We start from the raw sequence: 17,185 nt of genomic DNA on the forward strand, positions 1-17,185 counted from the left end.
GCTCAGGCCTGAAGTTGCTGCGCGAGGTCGTGCATGGCCTCGCGCAGCGCATTAATGGCAGCCTCAAGCGCTGCGTCGGACGCCTCCGCACGGCAAGCCTGTTCGAGCACCCGGCACGCGTGGACCACGCGTTCGGCACCGATCATATGCGCTCCGCCGGCGACGTGATGCGCCAGATCCTTCAGGGCTGCGCGATCACCTTTCCGACCCGACTGGTCCAGCCGTTCCAGATCGGTGTGCAGACTACTGAGCATCTCCTCACGCAATTGCCCGATGAGCGGGTTGTCCGCACCCGCCAGTTGCAACAGCGAATTCAGATCGAAACCGGGCAATCCCTGCTCGTCCATGGCTACGGGCTGTGTTTCGTCCGGTGTTGCGCCCAGCAGCGCCAGGCTCAGTTCCCGCAGCAAAACCGGCTTGAACAGGCAATCATCCATTCCGGCTGCCAGACATCGCTGTTTTTCTTCCATTTGTGCATTGGCGGTAAACCCCAGAATCAGACAGGGCTTGCTGCCCGTCGCCGCCTCCTCTTCGCGAATCACTCGCGCCAGCTCATAACCGTTGAGCCCGGGCATGTTGAGGTCGGTGATCAGTACATCGAAAGATTGGCCGCGCCACAGATCCAGTCCCTGTTCAGCGTGTTCGATGTCGACAAATCGATGCCCGAGTTCGCTCAACTGCCGACACAGCAACAGGCGATTGACCGGGTGATCGTCCACCACCAGAACATACAGCGATTTCGCCGCTGTCATCACCGGTATCCTGGCGTCCTTCTGATCGAGAGGCTCAAGCACCGGCAGTTCCAGACGCAACATGACTTGCGTACCTCGCCCGGGAGCGCTGGTCAGCCACAAGTCACCGCCCATCATCCGGCACAGGTTGCGGCTGATTACCAGGCCCAGACCGGAACCATGGCGAGCCGACACCGGCTGGCTGCCGACCTGCACGAACGGGTTGAACAAGCGTTGCTGATCTTCGGCGCTGATTCCCCGACCACTGTCTTCGATGATCACTCCCACTTCCACCTGCCCCTCGGGCGCATCGTAAATGCGCAACCGCAGGACGATTGCGCCTTCATCGGTGAACTTGATCGCATTGCTCAGCAGGTTCGACAACACCTGCTTGAACCGCAGCGCATCGAGCATCACCTCGACCTCGCTGCGCTCATCCAGTTCTACGCACCATGACAACTGTTTCTGGCGCGCCAGTCCTTCGAAAACCCGACACACGGATAACACGGTCTCACGCAGATGGGTCCGTTCGGGAGCCAGCGACAGATGACCTGACTCGATGCGTGCGATGTCGAGAATATCGCCGATCAATGCCAGCAGTTGTTGCCCCGCAGTGGACGCCACCTGCATCGCCGGGCGATCGATCACACCTTCATCGGCATGTTTGAGCGCCAGTTCGAGCATGCCCAGTAAGGCATTCATGGGCGTACGGATTTCGTGACTCATGACGGCCAGAAAAGTGCTCTTGGCCCGACTGGCATCATCCGCCGCATCCTTGGCTTCCTGCAGTTGCAGCAGCCATTGCTGGCGCTGGCGAATCTGCCGGCGCTGAAAGGCAATCCAGGCCGATGCCAGCAGCAGCAATCCTGACGCAACGGCAAATCCAAGCAGGATTTTCTGCTGATGGCGCTGCCAGTAACTGTCATCGGCAACTGCATCACGACCCCAGCGCTCGACCAGAGCGTCGATTTCCTTCGGCGCAATGCTCAACAGCGCCTTGTTCAGAATCGAGTGCAATGCCACCGCGTCCGGCGCGGTAGCCAACGCGATCCGGGCAGGCCGGTCCCCCACCGTACCGACAATCCGGGTACGCCCCCGGTACTGCCGGGAAATCAGATAGCGCGCCACGATCAACGAACTCAGCGTGGCATCGGCCCGCCCGCTGACAATGGCTTCCATCCCGGCCGCCGGACTTGGTACTTCAACCAATCCGAGCTGCGGTACTCGCTCCAGCAGATAATCGCGCAAAGGGTGACCGCGATAGATCGCCAGCCTCTTGCCTGCCAGGTCATCCAGCGTTTTCACACCGGACGCCGATATCCCGCTGACGAGGACGAACGGATTGTTCAGATAAGCCCGGGAGAAACGCATTTCGCGTTCACGCTCGCTGCCAGGGGTCACCACAGGCAGCAGATCAAGCTCCCCGGCCCTCAATTGCTCAATCTGTCTGTCCAGTGACTGTCCCCGTTCAATCTCGAACTTCAGACCGCTGCGCTGGCTGATCAGATTCAACAACTGCGCTGCAAGCCCCTGCAGTTGCCCCCGCGCATCGAAGAACGTCAACGGGGCGAAATCCTCGATCGCACCGACCCGCACACTCGGATGCCGGTCAAGCCAATCCTGTTCACTGCTGCTGAGACTGACCCGTGATTGTCCTGCCATGTCCGCACGACCGGCACTCCAGCGCAGCTCCATGGCCAGGCGCTGCTCCATGGGAATGGCCAACAGGGCCTTGTCGACCAGACGTTTCAAACGAGTGCTGCCACGCGTCAGGGCAAAAGCGAAAGGGTTTGCATCGAGGCCCGAAGGGCCGGCCAGTTGCAGGTCATTGTGAAAGTTGGTGTTGATCAGATAGCCGGCACTGATGAAGTCACCGAGGTACAGATCATCCCGACCGAATGCTACGGCACCCAGGGCATCGAGGATCGAGCGATAACGCTGCAGGACGGCTTGCGGGTAAGCCTTCACGATGGTCGAAGCCGGCAGGTAGTCATCCACCATCGCAATGCGCTTGCCTGACAGATCATCGGGTATCGGTTCATCGAGCCGGGTCACCCACATCGGCTGATCTTCGGCGTAGGCGCGGGACAGCATCAGCTGGGGATCGGCGATCTCATAGTTGTTCGAGGTGCCCAGCAAGTCCAGCTCCCCGGCCTTGAGCGCGGCCATGGCGGATTCGCGATCAGGGTAGCACCAGACTTCGATCCCGACGTTCAGCACCTGTGCGATCGCGTCGGCGTATTCGGCCGTGAGGCCTTCCAGTTCATGCCTGTTGCGGGTCAATTCGAAGGGGGGATAGTCCGGCCCGGAAGCGCCGATGCGCAATACCGGGTGTGCCCGGAGCCACTGTCGATCCTGCTCGTCAAGCCGTACCTGAACACCTTCCAGCCGGATGCGGGAGACGATTTCCAGTTTTTGCGCAGCGCCGGATGCCTGTACCGCACTTGCAAAAAGGAAGATCAACAGAGGAATGAGTCGCAGCGACCTCACCACGGGTCAGCCTCTCAGAGCAGATGGTTGCGTCTGGCAAACTCTCGCAGCACCACGAGCGAGCTGACGCCGAGCTTCAACATCAGACGAGTCTTGTAAGTACTGATGGTTTTGTGGCTCAGGTTCATTTCCATGGCGATGTCCTTGTTGGGTTTGCCGAGTGCCAGTTGCAGCAGAATGTGCAATTCACGATCCGAGAGACGGTCGATCAGTTCGCGCTCATTGCCGTCGACACTCGATGGCCCCGCGAACCCCACGGGCGCTTCAGGAAAATAGCTGTAACCGGAACGGACAGCCTTGATTGCGTTCTGCAGTTGCTGCAATTCCGCGGACTTGGTGACGAAGGCCATCGCACCGGCACGTCGGCAACGGGCCATGTAATGCTGCGGGTCGGCCGAGGTAAAAATCACGATCTTGCAGATCAGGCCGATGGCTCTGATGCGTTCCAGTACTTCCAGACCGCCCATGCCGGTGAGTTTCAGGTCAAGTACGATGAGTTCCGGCGCATGCTCGCGAATCATCGGCACCACATCGACACCGCTCGAAGCGACATGAACCGGTTTATAACCCACCGATTCCAGAACCATACGGACGGCACCGGCTACCACCGGATGATCATCGACGACCATTGCTGAACCCATAACCACTCCCGTGGCGAATGCCTGACACTGGCGCCACTGAACCTGCATGAACGGGACGACTGGCAGCTGCGCTACAACTTTTGCACGGCAGGCACGGCGAAGCACCTGTCAGACCTGACAGTTGCGTACCGGACCAAATCGTGATCAGGCGCGCAGTTGCGCAAAGGAAGTTGCCGGGCACATAGGCGATGAATGTTCACGGCAAGCCTCGACCGACGCCATCAGCTGTGCGATGGCGCTCATCGAGGGCAACGGGATGTGGCTGATGGCAATTCTGTCCCGGTACCGTGCGGAAACGGCCGGGACATCCGCCGTCTCACCATAGACCAGCACATGCCGGACTTGCGGATGATCGAACAGATACCCGCAAAGATCCGGCATCCCGCCCGCCAGCTCGGCGTTCAACACCAACACATCGAACGGCTGGCAACCGTAATCGACCAATGTCAGCAGCTCGGTGAGGTTCTGAACCGGTGCGATGCGGTAGTAGTCGAGGCCGTTGAACAGACGCTCGATCTTCATCCGGTGAAAATGCCGGGTATCGGCGATCAGAATACGCAAGGTTTTGTCGGTCATCGTGAACGTCCCGCCAGTCACTTCAAGTGGCGGCAAGACTACCCAAGCATCGGGATACACTCTGTAGGACTTTTCTGAAAAAAACCGTCACTCATCCGGATCAAGCATGTCACTCCGTCGTGCTCGGACTCCAGAACGCCTGCACCACCAGGTTCGAGGTGGAGATTCGCGCCACCAGCGCGTCCAGTTCATCGCCATCCACAGAAGTGGTCGCAAGCGTGGCTTCGATCTCGATCTCGTCGGCGCCAAAGGCATGCACATCGACATCACTGGCCGGGTAGTTGCTGCGTTCCAGTTCGGCTTCGAGCAAGGCGAAAACAGCTGTCTGCTGCGAACGTCGGGCGATCACATAGACAATGTTGGTCACCTCCGCCGAAACCACATCCAGTGGCTGACGGTTGATGTTGTTGACGATCGGTCGCAGCAAGGTATTCGCGGCAAGCACGAACAAGGTGCCCAGCACCGCTTCGGCCAGCAGGTCGGCGCCGGCGCAGGCACCGACCGCTGCCGAGGTCCAGAGCGTCGCTGCGGTGTTGAGACCGCGTACGTTGCCCTCTTCACGCATGATCACGCCGGCGCCGAGAAATCCGATGCCGGACACCACGTAGGCGACCACCCGCACCGCACCTTCGGCACCGCCGAGACGATTGGCCATATCGACGAAAATCGCTGCGCCCACCGCCACCAGCACGTTGGTGCGCAAGCCCGCCGTGCGTTGCCGGTACTGCCGTTCGAAGCCGATCAGCCCGCCGAGCACGAAAGCGGCGCTGAGGCTGACCAGCGTGTCGAGCAGCGAATCGAGGTTGATGTTGTTGATGGCTTGCATGTCGTACTCCTTGAAACCGCCCCCCTTGCTCCCACAAGGGGGGATTCTTACCTGTTACTGCCAGCCGAACCGGCGGATGTAAAAGCCTTTCACGGCCTGGGTCAGTGCCATGTACGCCAGCAGAATCACCGGCAGGAACACGAAGTACATCGATGGCAGCGCCTGCAGTTTGAAGTAGTGCGCCAGCGGTCCCATCGGCAGGAAGATGCCCACGGTCATGATGATTCCCGTCATCACCAGCAGCGGCATGGCGGCACGGCTTTGCAGGAACGGAATCTTCGGCGTACGGATCATGTGCACGATCAGCGTTTGGGTCAGCAGCCCCACCACGAACCAGCCGGACTGGAACAGGGTCTGGTGATCCGGGGTGTTGGCATCGAACACGTACCACATCAGGGCGAACGTTGTGATGTCAAAGATCGAACTGATCGGGCCGAAGAACAGCATGAAGCGTCCGACATCCCCCGGCTGCCAGCGTTGTGGCTGTTTCAGCATTTCGTCGTCGACGTTGTCGAACGGGATCGCGATCTGCGAAATGTCATACAGCAGGTTCTGCACCAGCAGATGCATCGGCAGCATCGGCAGGAACGGGATGAACGCACTGGCCACCAGCACCGAGAACACGTTGCCGAAGTTCGAGCTGGCGGTCATCTTGATGTACTTGAGCATGTTGGCGAAGGTCCGGCGCCCTTCCAGCACGCCCTCCTCCAGCACCATCAGGCTCTTTTCCAGCAGGATGATGTCCGCCGCTTCCTTGGCGATGTCCACCGCGCTGTCCACGGAAATACCGATGTCAGCCGTACGCAGGGCCGGTGCGTCATTGATGCCGTCGCCCATGAACCCGACCACGTGGCCGTTGCCCTTGAGGATGCGCACGATGCGTTCCTTGTGGGTCGGCGTCAGTTTGGCGAACACGTTGGTGGTTTCAACGGCCACCGCCAGTTGCGCGTCGCTCATGCGCTCGATGTCGTTGCCCATCAACAGACCTTGCTGCGCCAGGCCTACCTCGCGGCAGATCTTGGCGGTCACCAGCTCGTTGTCGCCGGTCAGCACTTTCACGGCCACGCCGTGTTCGGCCAAAGCCTTGAGTGCCGGCGCGGTACTTTCCTTCGGTGGATCGAGGAATGCCACATAACCGATCAGCGTCAGCTCCTGCTCGTCGCCCAGGCTGTAAGTGTCGCGACCTTCCGGCATCGACCGTGCCGCCACCGCGACCACGCGCAAGCCTTCAGCGTTGAAGGCTGCGGTGACCTGACGAATCCTCGCCAGCAATTCATCGCTCAAGGCTTCGTCGACTTCACCGTGACGAACCCGTGTGCACACCGACAACACTTCTTCCACCGCCCCCTTGCAGATCAGCAGATGCGGTTGCCCGCGCCCCTCGACCACCACCGACATGCGCCGGCGGTTGAAGTCGAACGGGATCTCGTCGACCTTGCGAAACGCCGTGCCGACCTTCAGCTCACGATGGATTTCCACGTGTTCCAGGACCGCCACATCAAGCAGATTTTTCAGGCCGGTCTGGTAGTAGCTGTTCAGATAAGCCATTTCCAGCACGTCATCGGAGTCTTCGCCCCAGACATCGACATTGCGCGCCAGGAAGATTTTGTCCTGGGTCAGGGTACCGGTCTTGTCGGTGCACAGCACGTCCATGGCGCCGAAGTTCTGGATCGCATCCAGGCGTTTGACGATGACTTTCTTGCGCGACAGGAACACCGCGCCCTTGGCCAACGTCGAGGTGACGATCATCGGCAGCATTTCCGGGGTCAGGCCCACGGCGATCGACAGGGCGAAGAGCAATGCTTCGGTCCAGTCGCCCTTGGTGAAACCGTTGATGAACAGCACCAGCGGCGCCATGACAAACATGAAGCGGATCAGCAGCCAGCTGACCTTGTTCACCCCTTGCTGGAACGAAGTCACCGCCCGATCAGTCGCCCCGACCCGCAGTGCCAGCGCACCGAAATAGGTGTTGTTGCCAGTGGTGAGAATCACCGCCACCGCCGTCCCGGACACCACGTTGGTGCCCATGAACAGGATGTTGTCCAGCTCCAGCGGATTGCGGGTATCAAGGTCCGTCTGACGGGGAAACTTCTCCACCGGCATCGATTCTCCGGTCATTGCAGCCTGGCTGACAAACAGGTCCTTGGCACTCAGGACCCGGCAATCGGCAGGAATCATGTCACCGGCCGAAAGCACGATCAGGTCGCCCGGCACCAATTGCTTGATCGGCAGTTCGGCACGCGGCTCGTCCCGGCGCATCACCGTGGCGGTGTTGCTCACCATGGCCTTGAGCGCGTCGGCGGCCTGGTTGGATTTGCTTTCCTGCCAGAAGCGCAGCAGGGTCGAGAGCACCACCATCGAAAAGATCACGATGGCGGCTTTCAGGTCATCTGTCAGCCACGAGATCACCGCCAACAGGGTCAGCAGCAGGTTGAACGGATTTTTGTAGCAGTGCCACAGGTGGGTCCACCACGGCAGCGGTTGCTCGTGCTCGACTTCGTTGAGGCCGAACTGCGCGCGCAGCGCATCGACTTCAAAATCGGTGAGACCGTCGGTGTGCGTACCCAGATTCGACAGCAGCACGCCGCTGTCGCAATGGGCGGCGTCCACCAGCGTGTTGGCCAGGGTGGGCGGCACTTCACGGCTGACCGTGGTGTCTTTGAGGTTCTCCAGCAACGCCAGGCGACGGAAGTGCCGGGCGATGTGGCGGGTACGCAGGAAACCTGCGAAAAATTCCTTGAGCGTAAGTTTCATGGCTGTTGCCCCTGTGGTCAGCCGGGAAACCGTCAGGCAGGTACGTCCAGCCCCTTGCACCGGAGCAACCGGCACGGCAAGGCCTGGCGCGCCGGTCAAAAAAGACAGGCGTGTCGATAGGGCCGCGATAGCGACGATGAAGTCGAAACCACGCTCTTTTCAGTGTCGGTGAGAAGGACGTCGGGACATGGTCTCAACTGACCATGATCGGGATGCCGCTGCTCGCTGTTCGGCGAGACAACGGCACAAAGGAATGCGCGTTATCTTGCCGAGAATCTGCCGGTTACAAGGACCGGCCGACAACTGTCACTCGAACAAGTACCCACTGTGGGTCTCCGCTATTGATGAAAACGCGCGAAGCTTACGCCCCGATGTCTGGAGAGTAAACCCGCAAAAAGAAGTGTGTCGGGGAATGTGGCGGGTGTTCAGGAAGGGTTCAGGATTACACCGAAGATCGTTCCCAAGCTCCGCGTGGGAACGATCAGTGTGGAGGCTGAAAGGATGGTTAGCTGGCAGTGGCCAGCAACAAATCCGTCACCGAACGGCTGTGCCCGCGGTTCTTGCCATGCTCGTACAGCGAACCGGCAATCTCGTCCGCGCGGATCGGCAGGACCGACAGCAGCGTGTCGCTCAGGCCGTGGCTGGCCTGGCAGAAGCCCTGCATGTACAGACCGGCCTTGCAGCGCTCATCGGTGATCAGTCTGTAGTTGCGATCGACCTCGAAGTCGCCCAGGTACTCTTCCAGCGGCGCCAGCAGTTTGCGGTGCATCTGACGTTCGTAACCGGTGGCCAGCACAACCGCATCGTAGATGCTCACGGTGACTTCGTCGGTGGCGTTGTTGCGCACCGTCAGTTCGATCCCGCGATCGGTAGCGGCGGCGCTCTCGACGGTAGTCAGGGTGCGGAACGCATGGCGGGCAATTCCGGAGACTTTCTGGCGATAAAAGATGCCGTAGATACGCTCGATCAGGTCGATGTCGACCACCGAGTAGTTGGTGTTGTGGTACTCGTTGACCAGACGCTCACGCTCGCTGCTCTTCTGCTGGAAGATCAGGTCGGTGAATTCCGGCGAGAACACTTCGTTGACGAACGGGCTGTCGTCTGCCGGTTTAAGCGCCGAACCGCGCAGGATCATGTCGACCCGCACCGACGGGAACGAATCGTTCAGATCAATGAAGGCTTCCGCGGCGCTCTGCCCGCCGCCGATGATCGCGATGTTCATCGGCTGGTTGTTCACGCAGGGCTGTTTGGCCATCTCCGCCAGGTATTGCGAGTGGTGGAACACCCGAGGATCACCCTTGAGCGCCTTGAACGATTCAGGAATACGCGGCGTGCCACCGGCACTCACTACCACCGAGCGCGCGGTGCGCACCCATTGCTGACCGTCGGTACCACGGGAAATCACCCGCAACGCTTCGACCTGATGGTTGTGCAGCACCGGCTCGATGGTCAGCACTTCTTCGCCGTAACGGCTCTGTTCGGTGAACTGTGCGGCCACCCAACGCAGGTAGTCGTTGTACTCCATGCGGCACGGGTAGAAGGTGCCGAGGTTGATGAAATCCACCAGACGACCATGGTGCTTGAGGTAATTGACGAACGAGTACGGGCTGGTCGGATTGCGCAGGGTCACCAGATCCTTGAGGAAAGAAATCTGCAGCTCGCTCTGGGTCGACAGCGTGTTGCCGTGCCAGCTGTAGGTCGGTTGCTTGTCGAGAAACAGCACATCCAGCTCGCCCAGGGTCGGGGCTCGCTCCTGCAGAGCGATGGCCAGCGCCAGGTTCGAAGGGCCGAAACCGACGCCGATCAGGTCGTGAACGATGGGCGATGCAATTGCCTGTGTCATTTCCAGTGTCCTCTGGATGAACCCCCGAACAGCGCGGAGGAAGAGCTTGGGTGACCGGCCGGCCCTGAGCAGGACAGCAGGTCGTCTGTTGAGTAGGAACGAGGACAGTGAAATAAAATTTAACGACGACGGCTCAGTGGGCGTCCCATTGCTTGATCCGCAGGCGGCAATGCTTCATGGCATTGACGATGTGCTTTTCCACCAGCGCCTTGGAAATGCCCAGGCGCTCGGCGATTTCGGGATGGGACAGCCCCTCGATCTTGCGCAGCAGAAAGCTGTCGCGACACAGTGGCGCAAGCTCCGCCAATGCCCGCTGCAACATGTCCAGGCGCTGACCATGATCAAGCGTATTGTGGGGCGACGGAGTGAAGTAGCGTTCTTCACTGTCGAGTACTTCCAGGGATTCGGCCTGCCGCAGGGCATTGCGCCGGTGGTCGTCGATCACCAGATTCAGCGCGGTGCGATAGAGGAAGGCGCGGGGTTGTTCGATCGGCGTATCGCTGGAACGCTCCAGCACCCGCACATAAGCGTCATGCACCACATCTTCGGCCACCTGTCGGTTGCCGAGCCTGGCGTTCAGGAAACACACCAGCTCGCGATAGTAGTTTTCCAACATGACTCCCGGCCGCTCGAGTGCGGGTCCTGTCCTTGAGCACACCGTTGAGCCCCGCCGTTTGCGGCAGTAGCAATGTGGTGGCAACTTGAGGTGCGTAATTTATAGTAATTCTCATATAGATTTAAAGTGGTGTTTGTCGTTGCCCGAAAAATAGAGGTTCGGCTATACCTTCGGATTGCTGTAACAACCTGTGTCACCGCTTAAATTCCCCTCCGCTTTCATCGTTAACAGGACAGCTCCCCGTGTCTGCCGCGCCCTGCGGCAGCGTTCCACGGTGCCCGATCCTGTGCACGCGTGTTGAACGACGGGCCGATTTCCACTGGCCGGAACCCTGCATGAAACGTCCCCGCCCCGCCCGACGCGCACTGCTCGCAGCCCTTTGTCTGATCCCCGTCGCCGCTTACGCTGCCTGGCAGATCCTGCCTCCCGGCCGGGACAAGTACGCCACGGTGCAAGTGACCCGTGGCGATATCGAAAGCAGCGTCACCGCACTCGGCACCCTGCAACCGCGACGCTATGTGGACGTCGGCGCCCAGGCATCGGGGCAGATCCGCAAGATCCACGTGGAAGTCGGCGACGTGGTCAGGGAAGGCCAACTGCTGGTGGAGATCGACCCGTCGACCCAGAAAGCCAAACTCGACGCCGGACGTTTTTCCATCGAAAACCTCAAGGCCCAGTTACAGGAACAGAAGGCCCAGCACGAACTGGCGCAGCAGAAATACCAGCGCCAGCAAAACCTGGCCGCCGGCGGCGCCACCCGCGAAGAAGACGTGCAGACCGCCCGCGCCGAACTGAAAGCCACCCAGGCGCGCATCGACATGTTCCAGGCACAGATCCGCCAGGCCGAAGCCAGCCTGCGCAGCGACCAGGCCGAACTCGGCTATACCCGCATTTACGCGCCGATGGCCGGCACCGTGGTCGCCCTCGATGCCCGTGAAGGCCAGACCCTCAACGCGCAGCAACAGACACCGCTGATCCTGCGCATCGCCAGACTGTCGCCGATGACCGTGTGGGCCGAGGTCTCCGAAGCCGACATCGGCCACGTCAAACCCGGCATGACCGCCTACTTCACCACCCTCAGCGGCGGCCATCGGCGCTGGAGCAGCACCGTGCGGCAAATCCTGCCGGTGCCGCCCAAGCCACTGGACCAGACCAGCCAGGGCGGCGGCAGCCCCGCCAATACCAGCAAAAGCGGCAGCGCCCGGGTGGTGCTTTACACGGTGCTGCTGGATGTCGACAACGCCGACAACGCCCTGATGGCGGAAATGACCACCCAGGTATTCTTCGTCGCCAGCCAGGCGAAGGACGTCCTCACCGCGCCGCTTGCCGCCCTGCAAGGCACGGCCACCGCCGACCGGCAGACCGCGCAGGTGATCGCCGCCAATGGCGAGATTCAGTCCCGCGAAGTGCGTACCGGCATCAGCGACCGCTTGAGAGTCCAGGTGCTGGAAGGTCTGAGCGAAGGCGATCACTTGCTGGTCGGCCCGGCCGACAGCAACGGAGGCTGAATGCAAACGCCCCTGATCGACCTGCAGGACATCCGTAAATCCTACGGTGGCGGCGATGCGCCTGAAGTGCATGTGTTGCGCGGGATCGACCTGTCGATCCACGCCGGGGAGTTCGTGGCGATCGTCGGCGCATCCGGCTCCGGCAAATCGACGCTGATGAACATCCTCGGCTGCCTCGACCGCCCGACGTCCGGCGAATACCGCTTCGCCGGGGAAAACGTCGCCGGCCTCGACACCGACGAACTGGCCTGGCTGCGCCGCGAGGCTTTCGGTTTCGTGTTCCAGGGATACCACCTGATTCCGTCCGGCTCGGCCCAGGAAAACGTCGAGATGCCGGCGATCTACGCCGGTACACCCGCCGCCGAACGCCACGCCCGCGCCGCCGCCCTGCTCGACCGCCTCGGGCTCGCATCGCGTACCGGCAACCGTCCGCACCAGTTGTCCGGCGGTCAGCAGCAACGGGTGTCGATTGCCCGGGCGCTGATGAACGGCGGGCACATCATTCTTGCCGACGAACCCACCGGCGCCCTCGACAGCCACAGCGGCAAGGAAGTCATGGCGCTGCTCGACGAACTGGCGAGCCAGGGCCACGTCGTCATCCTGATCACCCACGACCGCGAAGTAGCAGCCCGGGCCAAGCGCATCATCGAAATCCGCGACGGCCTGATCATCAGCGACAGCGCCCGGGACACTCCCGAAGCCCGGACGTCGGCCAACCCCGGTTCCCTGCAGGCCGTCGATCTGCGCCAGCGTCTGAGCGAAGGCGCGCAAGCGTCCGGCGCGTGGAAAGGTGAACTGGTGGACGCCCTGCACGCCGCCTGGCGGGTGATGTGGATCAACCGTTTCCGCACGGCACTGACCCTGCTGGGGATCATCATCGGCGTCGCCTCGGTGGTGGTCATGCTCGCGGTCGGCGAAGGCAGCAAACGTCAGGTCATGGCGCAAATGGGCGCGTTCGGTTCGAACATCATTTATCTCAGCGGCTCGGCGCCCAATCCGCGCACGCCGCCGGGCATCGTCACCCTCGATGACGTGGCGGCGCTGGCCAGCCTGCCGCAGGTCAAACGGATCATGCCGGTCAACGGCGCGGAGGCCGGTGTGCGGTTCGGCAACGCCGACCACATGAGCTACGTCGGCGGCAACGACACCAACTTCCCGGCGATCTTCAACTGGCCGGTGGTCGAGGGCAGCTACTTCACCGATGCCGACGAGCGCAACGCCAGCGCGGTGGCGGTGATCGGCAAGAAAGTTCGCGACAAACTGCTCAAGGATGTGCCCAACCCCATCGGCCAATACATCCTGATCGAGAACGTGCCGTTCCAGGTGGTCGGCGTGCTCCAGGAAAAAGGCGCGAGCTCCGGGGATCAGGACAGCGATGACCGCATCGCCATTCCCTACTCCGCCGCCAGCGTGCGGCTGTTCGGCACGCGCAATCCGGAATACGTGGCCATCGCCGCGGCGGATGCCCGCAAGGTCAAGGAAGCCGAACACGCCATCGAACAACTGATGCTTCGTCTGCACAACGGCAAGAAGGATTTCGAACTGACCAACAACGCCGCGATGATCCAGGCCGAGGCGCGCACGCAAAACACCCTGTCGCTGATGCTCGGCTCGATTGCCGCGATTTCGCTGCTGGTGGGCGGGATCGGCGTGATGAACATCATGCTCATGACCGTACGCGAACGCACTCGCGAGATCGGCATTCGCATGGCCACCGGCGCCCGGCAGCGGGACATCCTGCGTCAGTTCCTCACCGAAGCCGTGATGCTTTCGGTGGTCGGTGGTCTCGCCGGAATCGCCCTGGCGCTGATCGTCGGCGGCGTGCTGATTCTCAGCGAAGTCGCCGTGGCGTTTTCCTTGATGGCGGTGTTCGGCGCCTTTGGCTGCGCCCTCGTGACCGGCGTCGTCTTCGGCTTCATGCCGGCCCGCAAAGCCGCCCGGCTCGACCCGGTCACGGCCCTTACCAGTGAATGATCGTTCTATGAAACCGCGCCTCAGCCTGTTGACCGTGTGCCTGTTGTTCAGCGCCTGCGGCAGTTCCGTCCAGCGTCCCGACAGCGGCTTGCAACCGCCCGTTGCGTGGCAGTCGCCCCACACGGCCAGCGTTGCCCGCATCGATCCGCACTGGTGGAAACAGTTCGCCAGCCCCGAGCTCGACCGCCTGATCGAACAGGCCCGTCTCGGCAGCTTCGATCTCGCCGCCGCCGTGGCCCGGGTCCGCCAGGCCCAGGCCGGCACGGTGGTTGCCGGCGGCTCGCAACTGCCTGAAGTGAAAGCCGGGGCCAATGCCAATCGGCAAAAACTGCTGCGTGGCAACGGTTACAACCAGCTCGATGCCGACAGCAGCAATCGGGCGGTGGATTACTTCGACGCCAACCTGAGCGCGTCCTACGAAATCGATTTCTGGGGTGGTAAACGCGCCTCCCGCGACAGCGCGCAATTCGCCCTGCAGGCCAGCGAATTCGATCGAGCGACCGTCGAGCTGACCCTGTTCAGCGGCGTGGCCAGCACCTATGCCCAGGCCCTGTCGCTGCGCGAGCAAAGCCGCATCGCCGAGCTGAACCTGGCCAACGCGCAGAACGTACTGAAACTGGTGCAGACCCGCTTCGACTCGGGCTCGGCCACCGCACTGGAACTGGCTCAGCAGAAAAGTCTGGTGGCCGCGCAGCAACGACAATTACCGCTGGTGCAACAGCAGGCCCGGGATGCCGTGATCAGCCTCGCCGCCCTGCTCGGCCGCCCCGTGCAGGAGTTGCAGACCAGCACGGAGTCATTCGACCGGTTGCAATGGCCGAGCATCGACGCCGGCCTGCCCAGCGATCTGCTCAATCGGCGTCCGGACATCGCCCGCGCCGAAGCGCAACTGGCAGCGGCGCAGGCCGACGTCAAAGTCGCCCGCGCGGCCATGCTGCCGACCGTGACCCTGACTGCGCAGCTCGGCTCCGGGGCCAATCAGTTCGATGACATTATCCGCAGCCCTTTCTACAACCTCACCGCCGGGCTGGTGGCGCCGATCTTCAACAATGGCCGCCTGAGCGCCGAACGCGACAAGGCCATGGCCCGCCAGGAAGAACTGCTGGAAACCTATCGCGGGGCAATCATCAACGGCTTCGCCGATGTCGAAAAAGCCCTCAACGGGATTCGCGGGCTCGATCAACAGCGCCAGTGGCAAAGTGAAGAGCTGAATCAGGCGCAGACTGCCTTCGATATCGCTCAGAGCCGCTACCAGGCGGGAGCCGAGGATTTGCTGACGGTGCTGGAAACCCAGCGCACGCTGTACGCGGCACAGGATCTGAATGTGCAACTGAGACTGTCGCGATTACAGGCGAGCGTGGCGTTGTACAAGGCGCTGGGCGGCGGGTGGCAGACGCTGTAATCGCAGCGAACTCACGACCGCTTTCGCGAGCAGGCTCGCTCCCACAATGATCGCGTCCATTCAGATGAAATGCGCTCATTGTGGGAGCGAGCCTGCCAGGTTCAGCGAATCAACGATAGCGTGGCCCCTCAGACCGCGCCGGTCTTGGCCGTCAGATTGCGCGCATACCATGGTCGTTTCGGCACGCGCCGGAACAGGCTTTCGAGCTTCTTCTCGTCTTCACCAAAGGTGATGCGCAGCGCCAGCTTCATGGTTTCCGGGTCCATTTCCACCGACTTGCCCACCTGCAGGCCCGGCACCGTGCTGCACCCATGAGTGGTCGGGCCAAGCCAGGGATCCGCCACCTCGACCCAGCGCCCGGGCGCAAACCATTTCACGCCATTGACCTCAAGTCGCGAAACCTGCCCCGGATGGAAGCGCTCGTGAGCGCGGAACCAGTCTTCCACACGGTCGTCGATCCAGCCATGAAACGCCCAGAACACCGGGTTCACATGGGATGAAAACGGGTCGCCCAGAAAGTCGTTCTCCGGGGCGAACCAGCGTGCGGCGAAGTCATCCAGATCCCGGGCCAACGGCACCGGCTGGCCATTGGAAGGATCCCGCGGCACCGAGGCCCAGCGCATGTGCAACCAGTCGTGCAGACCCAGTTCCACCTCGGAGCCGAACTGGCCCAGGGTCAGCTTCGACAGGTACTGCGGATCGCGGTACTGCGACTCCCAGACTTCGAAATTGCTCTGATAGGTCTCGGCGGTCTTCAGGTCACTGACCCATTGCGCGTACTCGTCATCGCCCTCGGCCAGCCAGGTCGGCGGCAGCGAGGTGCCGTCGTGGTTGTCGAAATAACGGGCGAACCCGACACGATCGCGTACCAGTTCCGGCTGCGGCAGCGGGAAGAACTGCCAGGACGGCAGATCCTGCATGGAGCGCGCGGTGCCGAGCATGTGCCGGTGCATGAAGAAAAAATCGATTCCCGAACCGTTGCGATCCTTGCGCGGACCGCGAGCATCGCGCTCCTGATCGCGAGGACCGGGTTGCCAGCCGAGGCCGCGCAAGGCGTTGCGCTTGTCTTCGGACAGCGTGTGCCACTTGTCCCGCGTCGCATGCCAGACCTGGTGAAACAGCCGATGCTCGGGGGACACCAGCCACGCCAGCAGCGTCGGATTCAGCGGTGTGCGTTGTCGTGCTTCCGGGAACAGGCATTTGACCGCAATGAAGCGGTGATCCTGGACCGGCAAGGCCAGCGAGCGGTCGAGACGCTGCACCGTGCCGCTGAGGCTGCCGCTGCCGGCGTTGCCGAAATCGGCCCAGACCTCATCGAGGATCATGTTCAGTTCGTAATCGACACTGCCCCCGGCGCCCAGCAGCCGCCAACTGAGCTTCGACGCCTCGGCCCCGGCAAGATCGCCGAGAATCCGGTAGCGCGGTGTTTCGGCAGAACGCAAACGCTCCGGCGTGTCGAGAAACCCGCACACGCCCCGGCCCCTCTGGCCGATATCCAGAAACACCTCCAGACCCTCGTTCGGCAATCCGTCGAGGCCCGCATCACGACCGCTGAAACGGATCTTCCAGACCCCGCGCAATGCGTTCGCCAGGCGCTGCCCGGCCACATCGGCGACATCGAACGACGCCTCTCCGGGCGTGATCGTCGGGTCGGGCTTCGTCCATTCACGATGCCCGAAATAAGCTGCAGGTACGGCAGCGCCGGTCAGCGCCAGGCCTGCCATGAACCATCGTCGAGAAATCCTCATTGCCCTACCTGTATTCAGCCCTGAAGCAGGCTTTATCCCAGCTAGAACGTTTGCTGCCCGGACAAATTTAAGCGCC

11 protein-coding genes are annotated in these 17,185 nt (G+C 61.7%); 3 read left to right on the forward strand and 8 right to left on the reverse strand.

The features are described from left to right. Positions 1–2: 2 nt before the first annotated feature. The 7 genes from BBF94_RS02150 to BBF94_RS02180 form a co-directional block, all read right to left on the reverse strand. Positions 3–3,194, reverse strand: coding sequence for a transporter substrate-binding domain-containing protein (locus BBF94_RS02150; RefSeq protein WP_225875030.1), 3,192 nt, complete (start codon positions 3,192–3,194; stop codon positions 3–5). 41 nt (positions 3,195–3,235) lie between these two features. Continuing rightward, entirely contained in the window at positions 3,236–3,862 is a 627-nt protein-coding gene (locus BBF94_RS02155; RefSeq protein WP_065257414.1) for a response regulator transcription factor, read from the reverse strand. Positions 3,863–4,006: 144 nt separating this feature from the next. After that, positions 4,007–4,438, reverse strand: a complete 432-nt coding sequence (locus tag BBF94_RS02160; protein ID WP_065257415.1) for a chemotaxis protein CheY — start codon at positions 4,436–4,438, stop codon at positions 4,007–4,009. 109 nt (positions 4,439–4,547) lie between these two features. After that, on the reverse strand, positions 4,548–5,264 hold the full coding sequence (locus BBF94_RS02165) for an MgtC/SapB family protein (protein WP_065257416.1): 717 nt from the start codon (positions 5,262–5,264) through the stop codon (positions 4,548–4,550). A gap of 54 nt (positions 5,265–5,318) precedes the next feature. Beyond that, positions 5,319–8,018, reverse strand: a complete 2,700-nt coding sequence (mgtA, locus tag BBF94_RS02170) for a magnesium-translocating P-type ATPase (protein WP_065257417.1) — start codon at positions 8,016–8,018, stop codon at positions 5,319–5,321. A 505-nt stretch (positions 8,019–8,523) separates the two neighbouring features. Then, positions 8,524–9,861 carry a lysine N(6)-hydroxylase/L-ornithine N(5)-oxygenase family protein gene (locus BBF94_RS02175; RefSeq protein WP_065257418.1) on the reverse strand — a complete coding sequence of 446 codons (1,338 nt, stop codon included), beginning with the start codon at positions 9,859–9,861 and terminating at the stop codon, positions 8,524–8,526. A gap of 133 nt (positions 9,862–9,994) precedes the next feature. After that, a complete protein-coding gene (locus tag BBF94_RS02180) occupies positions 9,995–10,477 on the reverse strand; it encodes a sigma-70 family RNA polymerase sigma factor (RefSeq protein WP_065257419.1) in 483 nt (160 codons plus the stop codon). Positions 10,478–10,812: 335 nt separating this feature from the next. On the opposite strand from BBF94_RS02180, the gene BBF94_RS02185 reads away from it, so the two are divergent. The 3 genes from BBF94_RS02185 to BBF94_RS02195 are packed head-to-tail and all read left to right on the forward strand — an operon-like array spanning position 10,813 to position 15,361. Further along, positions 10,813–11,985: an efflux RND transporter periplasmic adaptor subunit gene (locus BBF94_RS02185; RefSeq protein ID WP_065257420.1), complete on the forward strand. Its 1,173-nt coding sequence runs from the start codon at positions 10,813–10,815 to the stop codon at positions 11,983–11,985. Then, positions 11,986–13,959: a MacB family efflux pump subunit gene (locus BBF94_RS02190; protein ID WP_065257421.1), complete on the forward strand. Its 1,974-nt coding sequence runs from the start codon at positions 11,986–11,988 to the stop codon at positions 13,957–13,959. Between the two features lie 7 nt (positions 13,960–13,966). After that, positions 13,967–15,361 carry an efflux transporter outer membrane subunit gene (locus BBF94_RS02195; protein WP_065257422.1) on the forward strand — a complete coding sequence of 465 codons (1,395 nt, stop codon included), beginning with the start codon at positions 13,967–13,969 and terminating at the stop codon, positions 15,359–15,361. A 128-nt stretch (positions 15,362–15,489) separates the two neighbouring features. On the opposite strand, the gene pvdP is transcribed toward BBF94_RS02195, so the two are convergent. Then, on the reverse strand, positions 15,490–17,109 hold the full coding sequence (pvdP, locus tag BBF94_RS02200) for a pyoverdine maturation tyrosinase PvdP (protein ID WP_065257423.1): 1,620 nt from the start codon (positions 17,107–17,109) through the stop codon (positions 15,490–15,492). Between the last annotated feature and the right edge of the window lie 76 nt (positions 17,110–17,185).

Source organism: Pseudomonas bananamidigenes (genome assembly GCF_001679645.1).
GTDB lineage: Bacteria > Pseudomonadota > Gammaproteobacteria > Pseudomonadales > Pseudomonadaceae > Aquipseudomonas > Aquipseudomonas bananamidigenes.